Raw genomic sequence first — 24,965 nt, 5'->3', positions numbered from 1 at the left:
CTTACTCTTCTCCATCATCGCGGCAAAAGATATGTTTGAATTAAATGTTGTATGTTACACACCTATATTCTACTAAAAAGCTTCCGGCTGCGTCAATGCGAATTTCCGCCGCGGCGAAAACGGCTACGTTCTGTCCGCAAGATGCGACAGCGCCGCAAGCTTCTGCTTCACCTCGCGAATCTCGCTCATCGCTTCGTCCGAGAACGCCTCCGGCAGCGCGCCGCTCTCCGGTCTGCGCTTCTCGCTGTCCGCCCGGCTGTCCGCTTCGCCGCGCAGCAGCTGCGCAAGCTTCAGCTCCAGCATCAGGCGCCGCTCGTTGTCTTCGCGGCCGCCGGGATGACGCTCTGCCCGCTTCAGGTCTTCTTCCCGTTCGTCGAGACTGCCTTCGAACAGCGTGAAGCCGCCCTGCCCGTCCAGCTCCGCGATCCGGTTCGCCGCCCGGCGCACCAGCATCCGGTCGTGCGAGACGAGCAGCAGCGCGCCTTCGTAGCGCATAAGCGCCGACTCCATCACCTCGCGCGTCTCGATATCGAGATAATTGTTCGGCTCGTCGAGCACGAGCAGGTTCGACCCTCCGAAGTACAGCCGGATAAACGCCGCCCGGCACTTCTCGCCCATACTGAGCTCGCCGATCCGCTTGAATGCGTCTTCGCGCGGAAACAGAAAACATCCCAATAACGTACGGGCCTGCGTCTGCGTCATGTTCGGCAGTTCCAGCAGGCTGCCTAGCAGCGTCTGCCCGGTCGGCAGCCCTTCCAGCTCCTGCGAGAAATAGCCGATCTTGACGTTCGGATGCAGGGCGACGCGGCCGCTTGTCGGCTCAAGCCGGCCGGTAGCCAGGCGCAGCAGCGTCGTTTTCCCGCTTCCGTTCGGGCCGCGCACCGCCAGGCGGTCGCCGCGATTCAGCCGCAGATGGATCTGCCGCAAAATGTCCCGGCCTTCGTAAGCAAAGTCCACGTGCTCGAACCGCAGCAGCGTGCGCGCTTCGAAGCCTTCGTCTTCAAGTTTCATGTTCAGCTTGGGTGCCCGGCGCACGCTGCCTACGCTTTCGGCATCGAGCCGTTCCAGCTGCTTCTGCTTGGCATGATAGCGCGAAATGTTCTTTTTGGCTTTGGCTTTGTAATAGCTCTGCGTAATTTTGACTTCGTTTTGGTGCGACGCGGCGCTATGCGCCTGCAGGAACCACTGCTGGTAATTGCGGATCGACTCTTCGAGCGCTTTGCGCTGCTGCTCCTGCTTTTTGTGCAGCGCTTCGTGTTCGCGCAGTTCGCGTTCCTTGTGGCTCTGGTACTCGGTGTAGCCGCCGCGGTATTTCACGATGCCGTCCGGGTTCAGCTCGCAGACGGCGGTCGCCACCTCGTCGATAAACTGCCGGTCGTGCGAGACGAACAGCAGCGTACCCGCATAGCTGCGCAGCTGGTCTTCAAGCCAATGCAGGCTCTCTTCGTCCAGATGGTTGGTCGGCTCGTCGAGAATGAGCAGCTTGGGCGATTTGGCCAGCAGCGCGGCCAGGCGCACCCGCGTTTTCTGGCCGCCGCTGAGCGACGCATACGGCAGATTCCAACTTGGTTTGGGCATGCCGATCCGCTGCAGCTGCTTGTCCACTTCGTTTTCCCACTGGAATCCGCCTTCCGCTTCGTACGCTTCGAGCACGGGGCCATACGCTTCCAGCGCCTGCTGCGCCTGTTCGCCGGAGCCGCCCATGTGCTGCGCCAGGCGATCCAGCTTGCGCTTGAGCGCATGCAGGCGACCGTGCTCCAGATACGCCCGTTCGAGTGCTGTCGTATCGGCCGGCACGTCTTCGTGCTGCTTCATCATGCCCCATTCTTCGAGCGGCAGCAGCCGCTCCACACTGCCTTCCGTCGCCTGCTCCATGCCGGCGAGTATGCGCAGCAGCGTCGTCTTGCCGCAGCCGTTGCGTCCGAACAGCGCCAGCCGCTCGCCTTCCGTCACTTCCAGGTCCACTTTTTCGAACAGCGTCCGTCCGTTCCATTCTTTGGCCAATTGTTTGGCAATCATCCATGTACGCATAAAAAGTTCATCCTCTCCGAATTAAAAAAGTCCGCGTGACGGCAAACGCCGCTGCGGACTTGGAGAATCAAGAATTAATCGGAAACCTGCGCATGACCAGGGAAGTGAGGGGCGCCGTCGGCAAAATACCGGAAAATACCGGAAAACGGTACGCAAAAAGAGGCACACTCCCGATGGAAGACGCACGCATCCCTCTCTCACTCCTGCCGCAGCCGAACGTCTGAACGTCCGCCTGTCGTGATCCGCTGTTCGTTCGCAGTCAAATACACGGTGATGAGACCGTGCGCCGCGAACAAGCGAATATGCCGGGTTAGATAAGGACATGCGTTGTATACTTCATCGTATAGGGTGTACCTCTCGAATTCTACAGAATGTGGAACACCGCCAGTCTAACAAAACTTCGAAGCGGTGACAATCTTTTTTACCCGGTCAGCCGAAAATGAATCCCCATACCGCATGCAAGCCCTTGCCCGCGAGCAGCAGGACGCCGGCGATAAAAGCCAAATAAACGAGCAGGCCGATACCCGCGATCAGCGCGATACCGATCCGGACTCCGCCGACGATTCTTTTCTCGATTCGCTTGTGGATACGATTTGCGCTGCGGGCTTCCCTTTTCCCGTGCATGCGGTCTTCCATCATCGAACACTCCCCGTTTCTCCAATTGGGCGGCCGCCGAACCGCGGCAAAAACCCTTCTTTCTTTCTATCGGCATTTCGATCTCTTTTTGAGACCCCTCGGCGGCAAACAAAGTGTGAACGTGGTAAAATCGACATAGCGAAAGCGAGGGGAAAAAGCGGACATGACCAAAAACATCTCGGATATCGCGCAGATGGCGGGCGTCGCCAAAAGCACGGTCTCCCGTTACCTGAACGGCGGCTCCGTCAGCGCCAAAACGAAGCAGAAGCTCGAACGCATTACCCGGGAAGCCGGTTACGTGCCGAACACGTTCGCCCAGAGCCTCAAAGCCAAACGGACCCATCTGATCGGCACCATCGTGCCCCGGCTCGACTCGTTCGCGGCCGCGCAGACGATGACCGGCATCGACGAAGAACTGCGGACGGCGGGCGGACGGATGCTCGTCTATAACGCGGGGCAGGACCCGCAGCGGGAGATCGAAGCGATGCAGGACCTGGCCCGGCAAAAAGTGGCGGGCATCATCTTGATGCCGGCGCAGGTGACGGACGAGCATCTGCGGGCAGCCGAAGCGGCAGGCATTCCGGTGCTGCTCGTCGGCCAGGGCAGCAACCGGCTGCACAGTCTTGTGTACGACGATTACCGGGCCGGCCTGCTGATGGGACGCCATGTGCTCGGCATGGGGCATCGCCGCATCGCCTACCTCGGCGTGACCGAAGACGACGAAGCGGTCGGGCGGCGGCGCAAAGAAGGCTTCCGGGCCGCGGCGGCAGACTGCGCAGACTGCGACATTTCGTATTACGAGAGCAGCTTCGCCATCGGAGACGCGCGCCTCGCGGCCGAAACGATCCTCGACGAATGCGCGCCTTCGCTGATCGTCTGCGCTACCGACAATCTCGCGCTCGGCGTCGTCAAAACGGCGCATCTGCGGGGATTGTCGATCCCGTCGCAGCTGTCGGTTACCGGCTTCGGGGGTTACGAGGTCACGGCGATCATCAACCCGGAATTGACGACCGTCCGTTTCCCGTACTACGAAGCCGGCAAGCATGCGGCGCGCAGTATGCTGAAGCTGACCGCCGGGGAAGAAGTGGAACGCCTGACGGTGCTGGACGTCGAGCTGCTCGCCCGAGAAAGCGTTGACAATTTGAATAAGCCTTCGGTATAATGCAATCGGAACCGGTTCCAATCATGCGTTCGGGCAGCGTCCCGGCGCAGGAACGGACCGGTCTGCCGAGAGGCGAAAGTTTTTGCATCCTGTTTTGGAACCGGTTCCTTCTTTTGTTTTTCTTGTAGTGTCTCTTTTTTTAAAACAAAACGGAACCGGTTCCTAAAAAATAAACAAGGAGGAAGCCTTACTCTTATGCCTATGACGCGAGCACAGAAATACCGGCTGCTGCGCCAGGCGGAAGCCGGCGAACTGGAACGGCTGGCCGAACGGGCCGCAGACTGCGCCTGGCGGCAGACGTACCATATCCAGCCGCACGCCGGCCTGCTGAACGATCCGAACGGCTTCGCTTATTACAACGGCCAATACCATCTGTTCTACCAATGGTTTCCGCTCGGCACGGAGCACGGCATGAAATATTGGTATCATGTCGTCTCCTCCGACCTGGCCCGTTGGACCGACGCCGGGATCGGCCTGGAACCGGGCGGCCTCTACGATTCGCACGGCGCGTACTCCGGCAGCGCGATCGAAAAAGACGGCCGGCTGTACCTGATGTACACCGGCAATACGCGCGACGCGGACTGGGTCCGCCGGCCGTACCAATGCCTGGCCGTGATGGACGAAGACGGAACGATCGCCAAGACGGAACTTCCGGTCATTGCGGATGTTCCGGCCGGTTACACGGATCATTTCCGCGATCCCAAAGTGTGGCGCGAAGGCGACGCCTATCTGTGCGTCATCGGCGCGCAGCGCAGCGATCTGACCGGCGCCGCGGTGCTGTACCGCTCGCCGGACCTGCTGGACTGGAATTTTGCGGGCGAAATCCGGACTTCGCTGCCGAATTTCGGCTATATGTGGGAATGCCCGGATTATTTCGAGCTGGACGGCACCGGCGTGCTGCTGCTCTGCCCGCAGGGCGTGGAGCGGGACGGCGAACGCTTCCGCAACATTTACCCGTCGGGCTATCTGCTCGGCGAACCTCTGAATACGGCGGACGGCACGTTCCGGCATGGGGCGTTCGCGGAACTTGACCGCGGCTTCGACTTCTATGCGCCGCAGACGACGGCGGGACCGGACGGGCAGCGCCTGCTCGTCGGCTGGATGGGACTGCCGGATCTGGATTATCCGACCGACGGTCTCGGCTGGGCGCACTGCCTGACGCTGCCGAGGGAGCTGTCGCTGCGCGGCGGCCGGCTGATCCAGCGGCCGGCAGCCGGACTCCGGCTGCTGCGCGGCGAGGAGCGCTCTTTCTCCGCCGCCTGGGCCGACGGACGCCGCAGCTTCGATAGAATCGAAGGCCGCTCCTACGAGCTGCAGGTGCGTATAGCGCCTGCTGCGCAGCGGCCCGGCTCGGCCGACGGCGGAGCCGAAGATGGCGAATCTTCCGCCAACCGATCAACCGATCGCGAACTTCCCGGCAGCGGAAGCGGCCGGTTCGGCGTCGAATTCCGCACCGGCGTCGAAGAACGCACGATATTGACGTACGACGCGGGAAGCCGCACGGTCACGCTTGACCGGTCACGCTCCGGCGTACCGCTCGGCATCGACTACGGAACGACGCGCAGCTGTACGCTGGACGCCGCCGGCAGGCAGGACGTCGAATTCCGCTTGTTCGTCGATACGTCGTCCGTCGAAATCTTCGTGAACGACGGCGAAGAAGTGTTCACCGCCCGCCTCTTCCCCGATTCCGCCAGCACCGGTATCGCGTTCTTCGCGGACGGAGGCGGCGCGGCCTTCGAAGGGTCGTACTGGCCGTACGGCGAAGGCGCGATTCCGCGCGGGCTGCCGGCCGGCCTGGCCGACTACGGGCAGGTGAGACCATGAGCCGGCTGTACGCGATCGGCGAAGTGCTGATCGATTTCATTCCGCTGCAAACAGGCTGCGCGCTCAAAGACGTAACCGCATTCGAACGAGCGCCGGGCGGCGCGCCCGCGAACGTGGCGGCAGCGGCGGCCAAATACGGCGCTTCCGCCGCCGTTCTGACCAAGCTCGGCACCGACGCGTTCGGCGATTTCCTTCTGGACGCGCTGCGGCAGGCCGGCGTGGACACGCGGCATATTCGCCGCACGAGCGAAGCGAATACGGGACTTGCGTTCGTCTCGCTCAAAGCGAACGGCGAACGGGACTTTTCCTTCTACCGGAATCCGTCCGCCGATCTGCTGCTGTCGGAGAGCGAGATCGACGCGCAGCTGTTCGAAGCCGGCGATATCCTGCATTTCGGTTCGGTCGATCTCGTCGAAAGTCCGATGAAGCAGGCGCACCGCAAAGCCATTCGCGCCGTCCAAGCATCGGGCGGATTGATCAGCTTCGATCCCAACGTCCGGCTTCCGCTGTGGACGGATCCCGAAGACTGCCGCCGCGCCATTTTGGAATTTTTGCCGACCGCGCATCTGGTCAAAATCTCGGACGAAGAATTGACGTTTATTACCGGCATCGAAGACGAAGAGACCGCGATCGCTTCGCTATTTCGCGGCGACGTGCAGGCGGTCGTCTACACGCGCGGCCCCGGCGGGGCGCAGCTGCATACGGCTTCCGGCCGTTACGCTTCTCCCGGCTTCGCGGTCGAGGCCCGGGACACGACCGGCGCGGGCGACGCTTTCGTCGGCGGCCTGCTGCTGCATCTGCTGGAGCGCGGCGCCAATCCGTCGAACCTGACGGCGCTGCTTCATCGGCACCATGATCAAATGCTCCGCTTCGCCAATGCGAGCGGAGCGCTGACGACTACGAGCAAAGGCGCGATCTCCGCCCTGCCGGAACGCGCCGCGATCGAAGCGCTTATGCAATCGCAGCCTTTTCAACCCCTATCCGGAAAGGAATGAATCCCATGTCCGAAAACCGCGACATCGCCCGCGAAGTCGTCGAAGCTATCGGCGGCAAAGAAAATATCGCCTCGTTCGCGCACTGCGCGACCCGGCTGCGCATCATGGTCCGCGACAAAGACAAGATCGACCAGAACCGAATCGAAAATACGGATAAAGTCAAAGGCGCCTTTTTCAACTCCGGCCAATACCAGATCATCTTCGGAACCGGCACCGTCAACCGGATTTTCGAAGAAGTCGAACGGCTCGGCATCGACAGCACGTCCAAGGAAGAGATCAAAAGCGAAGGCAAAAAGCAGGGCAACGCGTTCCAGCGCGCGATCCGCACATTCGGCGACGTCTTCGTCCCGATCATTCCCGTGCTCGTCGCGACCGGCCTGTTCATGGGTCTGCGCGGCCTACTGACGCAGGAGTTGGTCCTGTCGTGGTTCGGCCTGACTCCAGGCAGCATCCCGCCGAATTTCCTGCTGTTCACGCAGGTGTTGACCGACACGGCGTTCGCGTTCCTGCCGGCGCTCGTCGCCTGGTCCGCGTTCCGCGTCTTCGGCGGCAGTCCCGTGCTCGGGATCGTGCTCGGCCTGATGCTCGTCAATCCGGCACTGCCGAACGCCTATGCCGTCGCCGACGGCAGCGCCGAAGCGCTGACGATGTTCGGCTTCATCCCGGTCGTCGGCTATCAGGGTTCCGTGCTGCCGGCATTTTTCGTCGGCCTGCTCGGCGCGAAGTTCGAGAAGTTTTTGCGCAAAAGAGTGCCCGAAGCGCTTGATCTCATCTTGACGCCGTTCGTGACGCTGCTCGTCATGATCACGCTTGGGCTGTTCGCGATCGGACCGGTGTTCCACTCGCTGGAAAACGTCGTCCTGCACGGCACGACGTACCTGCTCGACCTGCCTTTTGGCATCGCGGGCCTGCTGATCGGCTTTTTCCATCAGATTGTCGTCGTTACCGGCGTGCATCACATCTTCAACTTCCTGGAGATCCAACTGCTGGAGCAGACCGGAGCCAATCCGTTCAACGCGATCATCACCTGCGCGATGGCGGCTCAAGGCGCGGCCTGCCTCGCCGTCGGCCTGAAGACCAAAAACGCCAAGCTCAAAGCGCTGGCGCTGCCGTCTTCGCTGTCCGCTTTTCTCGGCATTACCGAACCGGCGATCTTCGGCGTCAACCTGCGCTACATGAAGCCGTTCGTTATGGGCTTGATCGGCGGCGCAGCCGGCGGCTTCCTCGCCTCGCTGCTGCATCTGGCGGGCACGGGCATGGCGGTAACCGTCATTCCGGGCGCGCTGCTGTATCTGAATGACCAACTGCCGATGTACATCCTGTGCAATCTGGTCGGCGCGGCCGTCGCTTTTGCGCTGACCTGGCTGTTCGGCTACAAAGACGAGCCGGCGGCAGTTCCGGGCAGTTCCCCGGTCTCGGCTGCTTCGGCGCTTGCGGCATCGGCCGCAGTTCCGGCCGTTTCGTATGCCAAAGCGCCGGATCACGTTCCGGGAGCGCTAAGCGCCGCAGTCCCGGCCGTCGAAACGGCTTCGTCCCTGCTGCCGGTCAAAGCGCCGATCAGCGGACGCGTCGTAGCGTTGACGGACGTGCCCGATCCGGCATTCTCCGAAGGCCATATGGGCCGCGGCATCGCGATCATCCCGTCCGAAGGCCGGGTACACGCGCCGTTCGACTGCATCGTCGCCCACGTGATGGGCAAAAGCAAACACGCCCTTATTCTCGAGCACGACAACGGCACGCAGCTGCTGATCCATGTCGGCATCAATACGGTATCGCTCAAGGGAGACGGATTCACCGTCCACGTTCAGGGCGGAGAGCGCGTCGCGGCAGGCCAACTGCTGCTCGAATTCGATCTGGACGTTATACAGGCGGCAGGCCTCTCGCCGATCACGCCGGTGCTCGTGCCGGACGGCATGGAGCGCGTGCTGGACGTCGAGACGTATGCGGGCGGCTCCGTAACGGCCGGCGAACAGACGGTGTTCGGTGTGCGCGTCTCGGAAGCTGAGGCTTCCTGACACGGATTTTGAACCGACGATTGGAACCGTATAGAGACAACGCAACACCCGCCGGAAAGATACCGGCGGGTGTTTGTGTATGCGCAATCCGGGGCGCAGGATCGTTGACCTACAGAGCGATAAGGCGGCGCAAAGATCGGAACGCAAAAAAAGAAGCCCGCAAAGGGCTTCCTGATTTAAGCGGGTGATGGGAATCGAACCCACGCTACCAGCTTGGAAGGCTGGAGTTCTACCATTGAACTACACCCGCATATGTATGAAATTTATTGAAAAAAAGAATGGTCGGGACGACACGATTTGAACATGCGACCCCCTGCTCCCAAAGCAGGTGCTCTACCAAGCTGAGCTACGTCCCGACATTGTGTGGTACTTTTATTGATGCGTCCTCTTGGGGACAAGAAATAATATACCATGCCCACAGAAACATTGCAAGCACTTTTTACGAAAAACAATTCCGGCCGCAAAACGCGGCCCAAGGACCGGAACGAAAAGAGTTCCGCCGGTCCGGGAATCCGTTTGTTACCCCAGCTTCTTCTGCCGCAAAAACAAGTCTTCGAACCGGTCGGCCGGCACCGGACGGCTGAACAGGAACCCCTGCGCTTCGTGGCAGCGCTGGGTGCGCAGGAACGCGAGCTGCTCTTCGTTCTCCACGCCTTCGGCCGTCACTTTCAGCTTGAGGTGATGCGCCATCGACGCGATCGTCGAGACGATCGCCGCGTCGCTTTCGCCGCTCATCACTTCGCTGACGAACGACCGGTCGATTTTCAGACGGTCGATCGGCATGTTTTTCAAATAATGCAGCGAACTGTAGCCCGTGCCGAAATCGTCGATGCTGATATGCACGCCCAACTGCTTGAACCGTTTGAGCTGTTCGAACGCGGCGTCTTTGTCCACCGTCATGCTCTCGGTAATCTCAAGCTCCACGTACTGCGGGTCAAGACCGATCGTATCGAGCATATGCCCGATCTGCTCGGCCAGCCGCGGTTGGCGGAATTGGCGGATCGACAAATTGATCGACATGCAGAGCGGATCGTAGCCTTTGTCCTGCCAGGCTTTGTTCTGCCGGCATGCTTCGTGCAGCACCCATTCGCCGAGAGGCACGATCAGGCCGCTCTCTTCGGCAAGCGGGATGAACTCGCCCGGCGGCACCGGTCCGCGCAGCGGATGATTCCAGCGCACCAGCGCTTCCATGCCCAGGATACCGCCGGTTTCAACCGACATTTTGGGCTGGTATTCGAGGAAAAATTCGCCGCGTTCCAGCCCTTTGCGCAGATCGCTTTCCAAAACAAGCTTTTCCCGGGCGATCGTCGTCATTCCTTTAGAGAAACGTTTGACTTCCGCCCCTTGTTCCTTCGCCAGATGGACAGCCGCGTCGGCGCTCTGCAGCAGCCCGTCGGCGGCATGCCCGTCTTCCGGATAGACGGCGATGCCCGCGGACAACGCGACGTAATGTTCCATGCCGCCCACGTTGACCGGACGTTCGAACTCTTCCAGCAGCGCGTAGGCGCGCCGCATCGCTTCGTCGCCCCCGCTCTCCGGCATGACGACCGCGAATTCGTCTCCGCCCGTGCGGAACACTTCTTCCGGGCCTTCGAGCCGGTTCTGGAGCGTCTCGGAGACGATACCGAGCAGACGGTCCCCCGCCTCGTAGCCGAGCGAATCGTTGATCGTCTTGAAGCGGTTGATATTGAGCACCATCAACGCGGTCTTGCCGATATAGGCTTCTTCGAGGCGGATATTCAGCTTCGCATGCAGGCTTCTGCGGTTCGGCAGGCCTGTCAGGTCGTCGTTATACGCCAAAAATTCGATGCGTTCTTCCGCTTCGCGCCGTTCGCGCAGCGGTTCGGCGATCGCCAGGCGCAGTCCGCGGCTGACGAGGAAGCCGTAAGCCAGCGCATGCAGCGCGGAAGCGATCAGCATCGGAATGCCGGCCGCGCTGCCGGACTGAAGCAGCAGCACCTGGGCGACCGCGACGAGGCCCAGCGATTGGACCGCGACCCAGATCGCCGCGATGCGTCTGCGCCGGTAGCGCAGGAACAAGTGGCCGGCCGCAAGCACGGCGGCTCCGAGCGCGGCGATCGTCAGCGCCGACTCCACCCCGGCCCACTGCGCGGCGGGCAGTTCGGCGCGGACGAAGAACAGCAGGCCCGCCAGCGCAAGCGTCGAGAGCGGAAGCCCGAAATAGAGCAGGCGTCCCGGTACTCTCTCCGGACGGTTCGGCAGGGCGAACAGCAGCACGAGGCCGACCGTATAGACGAGCGCGGCCAGCGACAGCAGCCACTCGGTGCCGGTACGGCCGCCTCCCGATCCCTGCATGAAAGGGTATAAGTTCATCAGCAGGTACAGCAGCTCGATCGAGCCTGCCGCTCCCATCAGCTTGACCATGCGTTTGCTGTAGCTTCCGATTCGGCGGTCAAACAGCGGCGTGGCATGAAAATAGACGGTCAGGCACGCCGTGACCGAGAAGCAGACGGTGAGGAGGGTCAGAGCGGGAGCCCACCGGTTATCAAGTCCCGAAGAATAGAAAAAGAGTTCGATCGCTTCGCACGCAAGCACGACGAGAAAGACGGAAAGGGTGTAAAGCGTCAGTTGACGGCGTATCGCCGGGTTTGCGTTCATGGGTTCACTTCCGTCCTGCTGGGATGTCATAAAATCGATCAGTCTCGCCTTCGTTTTAGATTCTATGCCGTCTTGCTTTCTCCTGCCGCTCTTCGTCAAAATCAGACAATTTTCTTTTTCGGAACAAGAAAAAAGGTTCCTCTGTCGGAACCTTGTTGGCTTACACCCGCTTTTCTCAAAGTCGAATGTGGGTTTAAGGGCAACGCCGTTTTGGGCTTTTTCATCATACTCAAGGCGATCTGCAAAGTAAAGCGGAAATTCCGCGTTTTTATGACAATTGTCGCAGCCCTTTCCGGTTTGAGGTGCGCCCGGCCCAAAACGGCTCTTCATTCTATTTCGTAGACCGGCCTATTTCGTATACCGGCTGCGATTGTACCGCTCGACCAGCTCCTGCACCTGCTCCGCGTTCTGCTCGCGGTAAGCGGGCTTGTCGGCGATTTCTTTGGCCGTCTCGCTCGGCGTCAGCCAGGGGCGGAACGCGTAGCCGCGTTCGATCGCGGCGCGCACGAGCCGGAAATAGGCGCGCCGATTCGCGTCGGACGGCTCGGCAGCCGCCCGTCGGGACGCCGATCGCCCGGAAGACGGCTTGCCGCCGAGCTTCTCGGTCGTGTCGGCGTACGCTTCCCCGTCGGCTGTGCGCAGCGGCTTCGCCGCGATGCGGAGATTTTGCAGCAGCCGCTTCAACCAATCCGGCAGCCATTCCGACAGCACTTCGTGCAGCAGCCGCAGCAGGAAGAACACGGTCGTTCCGATCGACAGCAGCGCGATCAGCGCCACGCAGTAGATGATCCAGCGGTCCAGACCCGGACCGGCTTCCGCTTCGTTCTCCAGATCGTAGACGACTTCGGTGTCCGGAGAAGCCGGATCGGCGGGAATCGGCGGCGGTTCCGGCACGTAATCGAGATCGACGCCGCCGTACAGCAGGAACAGCCAGAACCGGTACAGCCATTCCAGCACGACGGACAGCTGCGTCGCGCCTCCGATCAGCACAATCGACAGCAGCAGGGCAGCCATAAAGCTCCGGTTCATACGCAGCAGCTGCCCCGAAGGCAGATCCGCTTCCTGCGACAGTCCCATCGCTTCCCGTACCCGGCGTTCGTTCCAGCGCAGCAGCTGAACCAGCAGCGTCACCGTGCAGGCCGTGTAGACCGAGAACGCATACGGTTCCAGCAGTCCCGGGCGCAGCGCGGCGGTATAGACGACGATGCCCCCCAGCAGCCCGGCGAAGACGAGCGGCGTATCGCGGCGCCCGCTCACCGCCCCGTTCAGGCGGTAGACGCCGCGCACGCCGGCCGCGCACAGCAGGAGCAGCAGCGGTACGATGCGCAGCCCGAGCCCGCTTGACGCCGCGAGTATCGGCAGCGCGGACACCAGCGGAAGCACAAGCGCGGCGGCGTAAGCCCGCTGCCCGCCGAGCACCCCGGCGGCTGCCGCTCCGCCCATGAGGCAGAGACCGAACAGTCCGGCCAGCACGTACGGGGACAAGTCGAACACGTACAGCGACAGAAGCAGAAGCAGCGGGTAGAACAGCGCCGTGTCGCGAATGGCGGTCTCCAGCGCTTTGAACAAATTTCGGTTCATGCTTCCGCCTCCTTCCGCAGCGGGATGTGCCGCGGAGCCGCACGGCCCGGAGCCGGATCGGAAGCGCCGGAAGCACGGGAATCGACGGAAGCACCGGAATCGACGGAAGTATCCGCGGCGGAACCATCAGCCGATACGAAGCCGGGGTCGATCAGGCTGACCTTGTGGCCCAGCCGCTCCAGCCGGGCGACAGCCGCACCGATCACGGCTTCCCCGCCCGAGCCGATGACGACGTAATCGCACGCCGGTCCGACTTCGCGGGCTTCGGCCGTCAGGCATTCGGCAAGCGAGCGCTGCACTTTGAGCCGAATACCGGCCATCGCTTCCAACAGCAGGCGCAGCTGCCCCGCTCCGCCGCCGACAGGAATTCGCGGCAGCGACAGCGTATGCGCGTTATGCGCCAGCCCGACCGGCACGCCGTCCGCGATCAGTCTGGCGGCGATCGTCGCCGCCAGACTGATCGCATGCTCGGCTTCCGGCTCGCCTCCGCCGCCGCGAAGCCCCGGCGTTACGGTGCCGATATCGAGCACGAGCATGACCCGCGGATCGGCGGAATGTCCCTGCCGATACGTCTGGAGGCCGCCGGTACGGGCGCTCGCTTTCCAGTGAATCCGGTTCATCGGATCGCCCGGCGCGTACTCGCGCGAGCCTTCGATCAGGAACGGGTCCGCCAGAATCCAGCGGCGCACCGCGAATTCTCCCTGCCAGCTGCGCCACTCCTGCGGCAGCCGGCGTTCCTCCAGCAGCCGGGGATAGACGATCAGCGGAGCCTGCACGTTCTCGGAGCGCGAACGCAAGACGAAGCCGAGCAGGTCGCCCGAAGTCATAAACACGGTGGACAACCGGAAGATGCCGCGGCCTTCGCAGGTGACGAAATGCCGGCGGGTAACGCGGCGCCTCGGCATGATCGTGAATCCGCTCGTATGCGTCTGATAGACGCTGCCCCGTTCCTGCTTGAGAGCGGTCGATCCGCGAAACCGAAAAACGGCGGGAAATTCCGATTCGAGCCGCAGCCACGGAATCGGCAGCCTTTTGTCGTTCTCGATGATTTCGACCATCTCCAGATTGTCTCCGGCATGGCAGCGGTCCTTGTTGAACTTGCGGCTGTACCGAACCCCTCTCAAGGCAAATCGCCCGATCAGCTGCGCCTGCGCCGTCGCCAGGATCACCACGGTCCATATCATCCAAAATAGAGCCAAGCCGTTCCCCTCTTTCGTTCAAAATACGGTCTTACCGCTTCTTGCCGGCATCGCGGTAACGCGCGTCGTTGTAGCGCTCGACGAGACGTTCCAGTTCTTCGGCGGACAGCTCCGTATAACGGCCCTGCGACAGCTCGCGGCCGTTCTCGGCCGGCGTGCGGCTCGGCCGCAGCGGAAAGCCTTTGCGCGAAGCGTGCAGCACGACGCTGCGATAGCGCAGCCGCGGATCGTCGCCTTCATAATCGGCTTCGCGGCGTTCCCTACGGAAAAAGCGTGCAAAACCGCCGGTTTTGTTATCTTTCAACTTCTCCGCTTTGTCCGTGTAATTGACGTTCGACGCAGCCAAGCGGACCGCGCGCATCAGCCCGAATCGGGAAGCGATCTTCGCGACCAGATTGCGGATGCCGTTCGGCAGCCAGCGGCCCAGCAGCCGGTACAGCAGCCAGCCGATCCCCATGACAGCCGCGATCCAGAACAAGCCCAGCAGGATATAGCCGATAATCTTGAGCCACAGCGGCGTCTCTCCCGCCTCGCCCAACTGTTCGAACTGGGACGCGTCGACGCCGGGCATCGACTGAACCGGTTCCGCCGCCGGCGGATTGCCCGGCAGCGAGCCGCCGAAGATCGACAGCCACCAGTCGCGCAGCGCGTTCAGCGCGCCTGTCGGCCCGCCGATCAATCCCGCTATGACGATAAGTGCCGCCACAATCCAGGTCAAGCGCCGGTTCTGCGTCAGCACGCCCGACAAAGCGGACGTCTCCTGCCCGGCTGCCGTGCGAACACGGTCGCCGTTGAGCAGCAGCAGCGTCAGCGCAAGCGCAAGCGTCGAGACCATGTAGAGCAGCGGCCGGTATTCGTTCAAATCCGGTATGCGTCCGGCAACTACGTACAGAATGAGCATGGCCGCCACGCCCGAGAGCGGAATGCGCAGCTGCATCTGGTCCCACAGCTGCCTGCGCCCGGTCAGCAGTCCGCGCAGCGCCGCGAGCAGCAGCACGACCGCGGCGCTTCCTTTGACGAGCCAGCCGCCGGGAAAAGCAAGTCCGAGCAGCAGCGCGGCGGCAAACGGCAAAGCCGCGGCCGCGCCGCCGATCCGCTGCTCCGCCTGCCGCAGCCCGATCAGGTTCGCCGACAAATGCAGCGCCAGGATCGGCAGAAGCAGCAGCAGGTCGGAACCTTTCACGGCATAATGCGCAACCAGTACGACCGCCGCGTACGCGGCCAGCGTTTCCAGCAGCGAGTAGGCGGCCGGACGGCCGAATCCCTGCAGCAGCGGCGCTCCTGTACGTGAGCGGGAACGGGTTCGGGTCGTTTTCGTCATAATACGGCCTCCTCTTGACGTTCCGATTCGCGGCGCTGCGACGAACGAACGCCCGAGGACACAAGCCCCGGCTCGTTCGCCGCAAAGCCGGTGACGCCTACCCGGTGGCCGAGCCGCTCCAGCGACGCAATCGCTTCCCGAACCTTATCGGAGCGGTGCGCGGTCACGACGAGATAATCGATCGGTTCCCGGAATTCGCGCTGCGCTTCCAGCTGGAGCAGGTCATGGAACGGCAGCCGGGACTTCAACTCCAACCCGGCCATCGCTTCCATGATCCGGTTCAAATGCACCGGACCGTAATCGGTCTCCAGCCGGCAGCCTTCTTCGCCCAGCTGCGAATCGCCGTTATGCGCGAAGCCCGCGGCCATGCCCTGCCCGATCAGCGAAGCGGCGCAGGTCGCGGCCAGCGACAGCTGGCGTTCGATCAGTCCCGTCCGGGTCACGACGCTCCACATCGACTCCGAGTCTTCGACGTTGAGCAGGATCACGACGCGCGGATCGGCGGAAAATCCGCTTTTGTGGACTTGAAGCTGTCCCGTTCGCGCGCTCGCTTTCCAGTGAATCCGGTTCATCGGATCGCCCTGCGCATATTCGCGCACGCCGGTCATGATGAACGGGTCTTCGACGATCCAGCGGCGTACCGCGAGTTCTCCCTGCCACGTTTTCCACGAGATCGGCAGTTCGCCGTCGCCCAGCGTGCGGGGATAGATCACCATGCGCATATGCAAATCTACCTTTTTTGAAGGCGCATACATCCCGAATAGATCGCCGCCCGTCATCGTCGCCGACTCGATCCGGTAGATGCCCCGGGCCTCGCAGACGATCCGGTGCGTGCGCGTAATCTTCGTGCGCGGCGGCAGCGTGAATAGGCTCGTATGGTTTTGGTAAATATGTCCTTCGCTGACGTTCGTATCATCGCTGCGGGCAAACTGCAGCGCCGACGGCAGCATCGCTTCGAGTCTCAGCCACGGCACCGGCAGCGGCTTGCGGTTGGAGAGCGTCTCGACCATCTCGATTTTCTCCCCCGCCCGGCACGTGTATTTGCTGAAATCGCGCTTGTAATCGAGACGGGCCAGCGCTGGTCTGCCGAGCAGCCATCCCTGAACGATCACGATCAGTCCGACCAGGAGCAAAAGCCCAAACAGCGCCATTTATCTCACTTCGCTTTCCAGTCCCTTTTCGCTCGGAACAGGGATGCTTTCCGTCAATTCGGCCAAAATGCGCTCGGCGGGATTGTCCTGCACGTCATAGCGGTTGTTCAGCACGAGCCGGTGCGCGCAGACAGGCACGAGCAGCATTTTGATATCGTCGGGCAGCACGTAATCGCGGCCTTTGAGCGCCGCGTACGCCTGGCAGGCGCGCAGCAGCGACTGGGTGCCCCGCGGGCTGATGCCGAGCGCAAGCTCGGGATGGCTTCTCGACGCATCCGCCAGCGCGACGATGTAGTCGAGCAGGTCGTCGGCGATCGTCACGCTGCGGCACGACCGCTGCGCTTCCAGCACTTCTTCCGCCGTGGCAGTCGTGACGGCCGATTCCGCGCTGAGCCCTCCGGCCTGCACCGTGCGGCGCAAAATTTCGCGGCCTTCCGACGCCGACGGATAACCGAGCTTCATGCGGATCATGAACCGGTCCATCTGCGCTTCCGGCAGCGGGAACGTCCCCTGGTTGTCGACCGGATTCTGCGTAGCCAGCACCATGAACGGCTGCTCCAGCTTCATCGTCTGCCCGTCCACGCTGATCTGCCGCTCTTCCATGCACTCCAGCAGACTCGATTGGGTACGCGGCGTCGCCCGGTTGATCTCGTCCGCCAACACGACGCGCGCGAACAGCGGCCCGGGGCGGAAATGGAACTCGCCGTCTTTTTGATTGTAAAAGTGGATGCCGGTCAAGTCCGAAGGCAGCAGGTCGGGCGTGAATTGGATCCGTTGAAAAGTCAGGCTGAGCGACGACGCGAGACTTTTGGCCAGCATCGTCTTGCCGGTACCCGGCACGTCTTCCAGCAGCACATGTCCCGAAGCCAGCAGCGCGGTCAGCAGCAGATCGACTTCCGCGTCTTTGCCCACAATGATATTCCCGATATTTTGCTTGAGCCTTGAAGCGAGTTCCTGTACGTTTTGCATGAACATTCCTCCGTCTTTTGGCAGCGGCTTCCGTATAAATCGAAAAATGGCGCATTCCGGCTTATGTCCTCGAAGCGTTAGCGTAATGTTTTCCTGTTTCTTCCTCATTTCCATTTTAGCAAATAAGATAGCGTTTTCCAAATGCGGCCAAAACAAAAAACCGGAAGGATCGCGAGGATCTCTTCCGGCAGGCGTATAGGAGGCAGCGCGTTTACGTTCTGCCTTTGCTGTTGTGATGCTGAAGCTTCTCCAGCTTCTGGCTCATGACGGCCAGACGGCGCTTGAGGTCGAGCTGCCAGCGCTTGTCTTCGGTCTGCTTGGCAAAACCGAGCAGATCCAGCGACAAATCGATCTGGTTGCGCACCGTTTCCATCTTGTCTTCGCTCTCAAGGCTGACGCAGTTCGCGAAAATCTCCGCATCGTCTTCGAGAATGTAATCCTGGAAATCGATCTCCGATTCGCCGTCGCCATGCGCGTATTCGGCCAGAATCTCGTATTCGCTTTCGACTTTATAATGAACTTCGATCCGTTGGCATACCGGGCAATGCAGCAGAGGAACGTTGTGAACCTGGGTCCGGTAGTGGGTCAGCGTCCCCTTCGTTCCGATCATACTGGCTCCGCAGCAAAAACTCATGGCCGTTCACTCTCCTTCATTAACTGATCCCTATCTGTATAATCAACCTGCCGACGGAATTTTGAATACTTTTGCAAAAAAACGCGTGTTTTTTCGATGTTTCCTGGCCTCATTTTAGCACGGAATTTCGAGGCGCGCCAGCGATTCGGGGGACAAAAAAGCCCTCTTTCCGGCAGAGGCCGGAAAGAAGGCTTTAACGCTAAACCGTCGATCCGGCAGCTGCCGAATCCGCGAGAAACCCTTACAGGGTTTGGTCGCCCGGTTTCCAGTTCATTGGGCACAGTCCGCCCGATTGCAGAGCCTGAAGCACGCGCAGAGTCTCTTCGACGCTGCGGCCCACGTCGTTGTGGTTCACGACCTGGTACTTCAGTTCGCCTTCCGGATCGATAATGAACAGGCCGCGCAGAGCTACGCCTTCTTCTTCGATCAGGACGCCGTAATCGCTTGCCACTTTTTTCGTGATGTCCGAAGCGAGCGGGAAGTTGATTTTGCCGAGACCGCCGATTTCGGTCGGAGCCGCGATCCATGCTTTGTGGCTGTGCACGGAGTCGATGCTGACGCCGAGAACTTCGGTATCAAGCGTCTGGAAATCGCCGTAAGCGTCGCTGATTGCCGTAATTTCGGTCGGGCATACGAAAGTGAAGTCGAGCGGGTAGAAGAAGAACACGAGCCATTTGCCGCGGTAATCTTCAAGCGATACTTTGCCGAAATCCTGTCCGTCTCCGGATACAGTTTCCATTGTAAAGGCCGGAGCCGGTTTGCCTACCAAACGTTCTGCCATTGTGTAAATCCTCCTTCAAAATGACACCCGGTGACGAGTGTTTTCTGCATATTCTGAAACTATAACACCATGTTATCACCGGGATTTTTCGAAGTCAAGATTGGAACGCTTATTTATTTATAATCATTATCATTTGCGAATCGCGTTGAGAATTTGCTCGCCCATTTGCGTCGTGGACAGCGCGTTGCCGCGTCCCGCGGCGATGTCGCTCGTGCGGTGTCCGGCGTCCAGCACTTCCGCCACGGCCCGCTCGATCGCGTCGGCCGCTTCGCTGTAACCGAACGTCAGGCGCAGCATCAGCGCGGTCGACAAGATCGTCGCGATCGGGTTCGCCAGCCCTTGACCGGCGATATCCGGCGCGGAACCGTGTACGGGCTCGTACAGCCCGTAGCTGCCTTCGCCGAGCGAAGCGGACGCCAGCATGCCGATCGAACCGGTCAGCATCGCCGCTTCGTCGCTCAGAATGTCGCCGAACATGTTCTCCGTCACGATGACGTCGAAACTCGACGGACGGCGCAGCAGCTGCATCGCGCAGTTGTCGACGAGCACGTGTTCCAGTTCCACTTCCGGATATTCCGCGGATACGCGGATGACCGTTTCCCGCCACAGGCGCGACGTTTCGAGCACGTTCGCCTTATCGACCGAAGCGAGCTTCTTGCGGCGCTTCATCGCGATCTCGAATCCCTGGCGGGCGATGCGCTCGATCTCCGTGACGTTATACGCGCACGTATCGACCGCTTCTTCGCCGAATTCCGTCTCGCGGCGGAACTTCTCGCCGAAGTAGATGCCTCCGGTCAGCTCGCGCACGACCATCAGGTCGGTGCCTTCAAGCACTTCCGGCTTCAACGTGGACGCGTCCTTGAGACAGTCGAATACGACGGCCGGACGCAGGTTCGAGAACAGGCCGAGCTCTTTGCGGATGCCGAGCAGGCCCGTCTCCGGACGCAGCTCTTTGGGGTTGTTGTCCCACTGCGGGCCGCCGACCGCGCCCAGCAGCACGGCGTCGGCGCGTTTGCATACGTCTAGCGTTTCCTGGGGCAGCGGCGTGCCTTTTTGGTCGATGGCGATCCCGCCGAACAGCGCGTGCTCCGTTTCGAACGTATAGCCGAACACTTCGCCGACTTTTTGCAGCACTTTTTCCGCTTCCGCCACTACTTCCGGCCCGATGCCGTCTCCTGCGATTACCGCGATCTTTTTCGTCTCAGCCATGTGTCGCACTTCCTCTTCTCGTCAAATTCCCGCCGGCGAAACGCTCGCGCCTTCCGTCGCCGCTTCCGGGTGCAAACCTTTATTCAAAAACAGTAACATACTCCGTCAGGGATTGACCAAGATATAGAAACTATGACCTTCATAGGTTTTACCTATTAAGTAACGACTTAAGCAACGACGGAACGAGCCGGGCGGCCCCGAAAAAAGAGCGTTTACCGAAAACGTTTTGGACTATTTGCGCTTACGTTAAGAAATTTGATTCGGATTCGTGGGATTGTTACAATAAATAGGGTAATGGTAGTAGAATCTGTTTCGTCAAACGATCTAATCGAGGAGATGAACGAAGAACATGGAATATACGTATTTGGGAAAATCGGGTCTTAAAGTCAGCCGCATCTGTCTGGGCACGATGAATTTCGGAGGCCAGACCGACGAAAAAGAATCGTTCCGCATCATGGACGCGGCGCTCGACGCCGGAGTCAACTTCTTCGATACTGCAAACGTTTACGGAGGCAAAGACAACGCCGGCCTGACCGAAGAAATTTTGGGCCGCTGGTTCAAGCAGGGCGGAGGCCGCCGGGAAAAAGTCGTGCTCGCGACCAAAGTTTACGGCGGCATGGGCGACGAAACGGACGGTCCGAACGGAGACCGCGGCTTGTCCGCTTACAAAATCCGCCGTCACCTGGAAGGTTCGCTGAAGCGCCTGCAGACCGACCACGTCGAACTGTACCAAATGCACCACGTCGATCGCAACGCAAGCTGGGACGAACTGTGGGGCGCGTTCGAAGTGGCCGTCAACCAGGGCAAAATCGGCTACGTCGGCTCCAGCAACTTTGCGGGCTGGGACATCGCCGTCGCGCAGAAGGAAGCGGAGAAGCGCGGCTTCCTCGGCTTGATCTCCGAGCAGCACAAATACAGCCTGCTGACCCGCGAACCGGAACTCGAAGTGCTTCCGGCTTCGGAAGCGCTCGGCCTCGGCGTCATTCCGTGGAGCCCGCTTGCCGGCGGACTGCTCGGCCGCAACGCGCTCAAGAAGATCGAAGGTTCCCGCAGCGGCGGCAACGCCGAACTCGTGGACAAGCACAAAGAGCAGCTTGAGCAGTTCAAAACGCTCAGCGAAGAACTCGGCGAAGCGCAGGATACGGTCGCGCTTGCGTGGGTACTGGCGAATCCGGCCGTTACGGCTCCGATCATCGGTCCCCGCACGTTCGAGCAGTTCGAAGACGCGCTGCGCATCGTAGACGTGAAGCTGGGCGAAGCCGAGCTGAAGCGCCTGGACGAAATCTTCCCGGGATCGGGCGGTTCCGCTCCGAACGCGTACGCCTGGTAAGCAGCGCAGGCAGATGCCAGCTCCTGAATTCCGGATTTCGCATCAAAAAAGCGGTACCGCTATCCGATTGCCGGATCAGCGGTACCGCTTTTTGCTTTGCCCCGATTCGGGGCGCCTTGCTGTCTACCAGACTTTCTCGGCGCCTTTGCGGCCGCCCGGCACGCGGCGGTTCTCCGCCAGGCGGTTCAACGCGTCGACGTAAGCGCGGGCGCTCGCTTCGAGCACGTCGGTGCTGACGCCGCGGCCGCGGACTTCGTTCTCGCCCTGGCGCATCGTGACATGCACTTCGCCGAGCGCGTCCTTGCCGAGCGTAACGGCCTGGATCGAATAGTCGACCAGCGTCACTTCTTCGCCGACGGCCTGATCGATCGCGTTATAGATCGAATCGACGGTACCGTTGCCGCCGGATTCGGCTGTGCGGCTGCCTTCGCCTTCGACCGACACCGTAACGGTGGCTGTCGGGGCCGCTTCCGTCGCGAACGAGAAGCTCAGCGACTCCAGCGCGTATTTCTCCGGCGCGTCCGCCAGGCGCTCTTCGAGCAGCGCCAGCAGGTCGTCGTCGGTAATCTCCTTTTTCTTGTCCGCCAGGTCTTTGAACCGGGCGAACGCCGCGTTCAGCTGCTCGTCTTCGAGCGTATAGCCCATTTCCAGCAGCTGTTCGCGGAACGCATGGCGGCCGGAGTGCTTGCCGAGTACCAGCTTGCTCTCCTTGAAGCCGACCGTCTGCGGCGACATGATCTCGTACGTCGTCTTCTCTTTGAGCATGCCGTCCTGATGGATACCCGATTCGTGCGCAAAAGCGTTCGCGCCGACGATCGCTTTGTTGCCCGGCACGTTCATGCCGGTCAGCTTGCTGACGAGGCGGCTCGTGCGGGCGATCTCGCCCAATACCAGGCCGGTCTTCGCGCCGAAGTAGTCGGCCCGGGTCTCAAGCGCCATCGCGATTTCTTCGATCGCCGTATTGCCCGCGCGTTCGCCGATCCCGTTGATCGTGCCTTCGATCTGGTCCGCCCCGTTCAAGATGGCGGCCAGCGTGTTCGCCGTCGCCATGCCGAGGTCGTCGTGGCAGTGCGCGCTGAGCTGCACTTTCTCGATGCCCGGCACCGTTTCTTTGAGATGGCGGAAAATCGCGCCGTACTCGGCCGGGTTCAAATAGCCGACCGTATCCGGAATGTTGACGACATAAGCGCCTTCGCGGATCGCCATGGCGACCATTTCGGCGCGGAAGTCCGGTTCGGTGCGACCGGCGTCTTCCAGCGAAAACTCGATTTTCGAGAAATATTTTTTGGCGTAACGGAGCGCGGACTGCGCCGCTTCCAATACCTGATGCTTTTCCATCTTCAGCTTGTACTGCCGGTGGATCGGCGAAGTGGCCAGGAAGATGTGCAGGCACGGATCGGCCGCTCCCTGCAGCGCTTCCCGAACCGCATCGATGTCGCCTTCGCGCGAACGCGCCAAGCCGACGACGCTCACGTTTTTGACGGCGCGGGCGACCGCGTTAACCGCGGCCAGATCGCCCGGCGACGCGGCCGGGAATCCGGCTTCCATCCGATCCACGCCCAATTTTTCCAATTGATGCGCGATTTCGACTTTCTCACGGGTATTCAGGTTTACGCCGGGCGATTGTTCCCCGTCACGCAGCGTCGTATCGAAGATATGAATTTTCCGCACGGATTACGCCTCCTTTTTCGGTTGAAGTGTCGAGATGGAAAAGGGCTGCCCCGGTCGCGCTTGCACGCGGCCCGGGATAGCCCCGTTTCATGCTTCGAAATCTTACTTCTTGATCCAGTGCATCATGTCACGCAGCTGTGCGCCCACGACTTCCAGCTGATGCTCCGATTCGTTGCGGCGGGTAGCCGTCAGGAAGGCGCGGCCGGATTGGTTCTCCAGCATGAAATCGCGCGCGAATTTGCCCTGTTGGATATCCGTCAGCACTTCTTTCATCGCTTTCTTCGTGTCTTCAGTTACGATGCGGGGTCCTGTCACGTAGTCGCCGTATTCCGCCGTGTTGCTGATGGAATCGCGCATCGTGGAGAGGCCGCCTTCGTACATCAGGTCAACGATCAGCTTCAGCTCGTGCAGGCATTCGAAGTAAGCCATTTCCGGCGCGTAGCCGGCTTCCGTCAGCGTTTCGAAGCCCGCTTTGACCAGCGCGCTCACGCCGCCGCACAGTACGGCTTGTTCGCCGAACAGGTCGGTCTCGGTCTCTTCGCGGAACGAAGTCTCGATAACGCCGGCACGGGTACAGCCGATGCCTTTGGCATACGCCAGGCCGATGTCTTTCGCTTTGCCCGTAGCGTTCTGGTGGATCGCGATCAGGCCCGGTACGCCGAAGCCTTCTTCATACGTTCTGCGAACCATATGGCCCGGCGATTTCGGAGCGACGAGCAGAACGTCGTTGCCTTCTTTGGCAACGATCTGACCGAAGTGAACGTTGAAGCCGTGCGCGAACAGCAGGGTCGCATCGGATTTGAGGTTCGGTTCGATTTCGCTTTTATACACGGAGGCTTGCGTTTCGTCCGGCATGAGGATCTGAACGATGTCGGCGCGTTTGGTCGCTTCGGCAACCGACAGCACTTCGAACCCGTCTTCTTTGGCCTTGTTGGCCGATTTGCCTTCACGAAGGCCGACGACGACCTGCAGGCCGCTGTCGCGCAGGTTTTGCGCGTGCGCGTGTCCCTGGCTTCCGTAGCCGATAATCGCGATCGTCTTTCCTTGAAGCACGCTCAGGTCCGCATCATTTTCGTAATAAGTCGTAATTGCCATTCTTATTTCCTCCTTTGTGTATAAAGCCTCAACCCTGCCCAAACAAGCGGGTAGCTCAGCGGAACCGGAAATCCCGACGCGGCTTCGGGGACGGTTCCGTTCAGCTCCCCGCCCGTCCGGGCGGATGAAGCCGTCGTTCTTATGTGGTGTTCGATTGGGCCGTGTTCGATCAGTCGATGTTCAATTATGCAGTGTTAAAATAATCCGGCCGACCGCTGCCGCTCCGGCGGCGTGCGGGACGTCGTTAGGCGTTGCCGCGAATCATGGCCGTGACGCCGGTGCGGGACAGTTCGCGAATGCCGTACGGCGACAGCAGTTCGATCATCGCGTCGATCTTCTCCGTGTCTCCGACGACCTGGACCATCAGGCTGTTCGTCCCGATGTCGACGACCGCCGCGCGGAACGTCTCGACGAGGCCCATGATCTCCGGCCGCGTCCCCGGATCGGATTTTACTTTGATGAGAGCGAGTTCCCGTCCGACCATCGGATTGGCGCTGAGATCAACGACTTTGATGACGTCGATGATTTTGTACAGCTGCTTCTCGATCTGCTCGATCGTTTTGTCGTCGCCGGTGCTTACGATAACCATCCGGGAAATGCCTTTTTCTTCCGATTGGCCGACCGTGATGCTCTCGATATTGAAGCCGCGTCGGCCGAACAGTCCCGATACCCGCTGCAGGACGCCCGGTTGGTCATTGACCAGGATGGCGATGGTATGTTTGGTATGCGTCGTATTCGTCAT

The 24,965-nt window shown here is 60.9% G+C and carries 19 protein-coding genes and 2 tRNA genes; 5 read left to right on the top strand and 16 right to left on the bottom strand.

Going from position 1 to position 24,965, the window contains the following annotated elements; genetic code table 11:
* Positions 1–123 precede the first annotated feature (123 nt).
* Together abc-f and FFV09_RS17555 are read right to left on the bottom strand one after the other, a co-directional pair.
* Positions 124–2,031: a ribosomal protection-like ABC-F family protein gene (gene abc-f / locus FFV09_RS17560; RefSeq protein WP_141449030.1), complete on the bottom strand. Its 1,908-nt coding sequence runs from the start codon at positions 2,029–2,031 to the stop codon at positions 124–126.
* 429 nt (positions 2,032–2,460) lie between these two features.
* Positions 2,461–2,670 carry a hypothetical protein gene (locus FFV09_RS17555; RefSeq protein ID WP_141449029.1) on the bottom strand — a complete coding sequence of 70 codons (210 nt, stop codon included), beginning with the start codon at positions 2,668–2,670 and terminating at the stop codon, positions 2,461–2,463.
* A gap of 160 nt (positions 2,671–2,830) precedes the next feature.
* Between FFV09_RS17555 and FFV09_RS17550 the strand changes: the two genes are divergently transcribed.
* From FFV09_RS17550 to FFV09_RS17535, 4 genes are all read left to right on the top strand, one after another.
* Positions 2,831–3,829: a LacI family DNA-binding transcriptional regulator gene (locus FFV09_RS17550; RefSeq protein WP_141449028.1), complete on the top strand. Its 999-nt coding sequence runs from the start codon at positions 2,831–2,833 to the stop codon at positions 3,827–3,829.
* 195 nt (positions 3,830–4,024) lie between these two features.
* Entirely contained in the window at positions 4,025–5,653 is a 1,629-nt protein-coding gene (locus FFV09_RS17545; RefSeq protein ID WP_141449027.1) for a glycoside hydrolase family 32 protein, read from the top strand.
* The gene (locus FFV09_RS17540) at positions 5,650–6,648 is read left to right on the top strand and encodes a carbohydrate kinase family protein (RefSeq protein WP_141449026.1); all 999 of its coding nucleotides are present in this window, start codon (positions 5,650–5,652) and stop codon (positions 6,646–6,648) included. Before FFV09_RS17545 ends, FFV09_RS17540 begins: the two co-directional genes overlap by 4 nt.
* A gap of 5 nt (positions 6,649–6,653) precedes the next feature.
* On the top strand, positions 6,654–8,663 hold the full coding sequence (locus tag FFV09_RS17535) for a sucrose-specific PTS transporter subunit IIBC (RefSeq protein ID WP_141449025.1): 2,010 nt from the start codon (positions 6,654–6,656) through the stop codon (positions 8,661–8,663).
* A 179-nt stretch (positions 8,664–8,842) separates the two neighbouring features.
* On the opposite strand, the gene FFV09_RS17530 is transcribed toward FFV09_RS17535, so the two are convergent.
* From FFV09_RS17530 to leuB, 11 genes are all read right to left on the bottom strand, one after another.
* A tRNA-Gly gene (locus FFV09_RS17530) sits at positions 8,843–8,913 on the bottom strand.
* 29 nt (positions 8,914–8,942) lie between these two features.
* Positions 8,943–9,019: transfer RNA gene (locus tag FFV09_RS17525), tRNA-Pro, on the bottom strand.
* Between the two features lie 163 nt (positions 9,020–9,182).
* Positions 9,183–11,282: a putative bifunctional diguanylate cyclase/phosphodiesterase gene (locus FFV09_RS17520; RefSeq protein WP_141449024.1), complete on the bottom strand. Its 2,100-nt coding sequence runs from the start codon at positions 11,280–11,282 to the stop codon at positions 9,183–9,185.
* Positions 11,283–11,630: 348 nt separating this feature from the next.
* Positions 11,631–12,863 carry a DUF4129 domain-containing protein gene (locus FFV09_RS17515; protein ID WP_141449023.1) on the bottom strand — a complete coding sequence of 411 codons (1,233 nt, stop codon included), beginning with the start codon at positions 12,861–12,863 and terminating at the stop codon, positions 11,631–11,633.
* Positions 12,860–14,062, bottom strand: coding sequence for a DUF58 domain-containing protein (locus FFV09_RS17510; RefSeq protein ID WP_141449022.1), 1,203 nt, complete (start codon positions 14,060–14,062; stop codon positions 12,860–12,862). Before FFV09_RS17510 ends, FFV09_RS17515 begins: the two co-directional genes overlap by 4 nt.
* 31 nt (positions 14,063–14,093) lie before the next feature.
* Complete coding sequence (locus tag FFV09_RS17505) at positions 14,094–15,383, bottom strand: DUF4129 domain-containing protein (protein ID WP_141449021.1); 1,290 nt, start codon at positions 15,381–15,383, stop codon at positions 14,094–14,096.
* Positions 15,380–16,534 (bottom strand): DUF58 domain-containing protein, encoded by a 1,155-nt coding sequence (locus FFV09_RS17500; RefSeq protein WP_141449020.1) that lies wholly within the window; start codon positions 16,532–16,534, stop codon positions 15,380–15,382. Before FFV09_RS17500 ends, FFV09_RS17505 begins: the two co-directional genes overlap by 4 nt.
* Positions 16,535–17,509: an AAA family ATPase gene (locus FFV09_RS17495; RefSeq protein WP_170315067.1), complete on the bottom strand. Its 975-nt coding sequence runs from the start codon at positions 17,507–17,509 to the stop codon at positions 16,535–16,537.
* 205 nt (positions 17,510–17,714) lie between these two features.
* Positions 17,715–18,137 (bottom strand): hypothetical protein, encoded by a 423-nt coding sequence (locus tag FFV09_RS17490; RefSeq protein ID WP_141449018.1) that lies wholly within the window; start codon positions 18,135–18,137, stop codon positions 17,715–17,717.
* Between the two features lie 241 nt (positions 18,138–18,378).
* A complete protein-coding gene (locus FFV09_RS17485) occupies positions 18,379–18,918 on the bottom strand; it encodes a peroxiredoxin (protein WP_141449017.1) in 540 nt (179 codons plus the stop codon).
* Between the two features lie 129 nt (positions 18,919–19,047).
* A complete protein-coding gene (gene leuB, locus FFV09_RS17480; protein ID WP_141449016.1) occupies positions 19,048–20,127 on the bottom strand; it encodes a 3-isopropylmalate dehydrogenase in 1,080 nt (359 codons plus the stop codon).
* Between the two features lie 349 nt (positions 20,128–20,476).
* On the opposite strand from leuB, the gene FFV09_RS17475 reads away from it, so the two are divergent.
* Positions 20,477–21,457, top strand: a complete 981-nt coding sequence (locus tag FFV09_RS17475; RefSeq protein WP_141449015.1) for an aldo/keto reductase — start codon at positions 20,477–20,479, stop codon at positions 21,455–21,457.
* A 123-nt stretch (positions 21,458–21,580) separates the two neighbouring features.
* On the opposite strand, the gene FFV09_RS17470 is transcribed toward FFV09_RS17475, so the two are convergent.
* The 3 genes from FFV09_RS17470 to ilvN form a co-directional block, all read right to left on the bottom strand.
* Positions 21,581–23,128 carry a 2-isopropylmalate synthase gene (locus FFV09_RS17470; protein ID WP_141449014.1) on the bottom strand — a complete coding sequence of 516 codons (1,548 nt, stop codon included), beginning with the start codon at positions 23,126–23,128 and terminating at the stop codon, positions 21,581–21,583.
* Positions 23,129–23,230: 102 nt separating this feature from the next.
* The gene (ilvC, locus tag FFV09_RS17465) at positions 23,231–24,223 is read right to left on the bottom strand and encodes a ketol-acid reductoisomerase (protein ID WP_141449013.1); all 993 of its coding nucleotides are present in this window, start codon (positions 24,221–24,223) and stop codon (positions 23,231–23,233) included.
* Between the two features lie 244 nt (positions 24,224–24,467).
* Positions 24,468–24,965: an acetolactate synthase small subunit gene (gene ilvN, locus FFV09_RS17460; RefSeq protein ID WP_141449012.1), complete on the bottom strand. Its 498-nt coding sequence runs from the start codon at positions 24,963–24,965 to the stop codon at positions 24,468–24,470.

The sequence above is a fragment of the Saccharibacillus brassicae genome, from assembly GCF_006542275.1.
GTDB classification, from domain to species: Bacteria; Bacillota; Bacilli; order Paenibacillales; family Paenibacillaceae; genus Saccharibacillus; species Saccharibacillus brassicae.
Note: the sequence above shows the minus strand (reverse complement) of the source record. Positions and strands in the feature narration are given on the sequence as shown.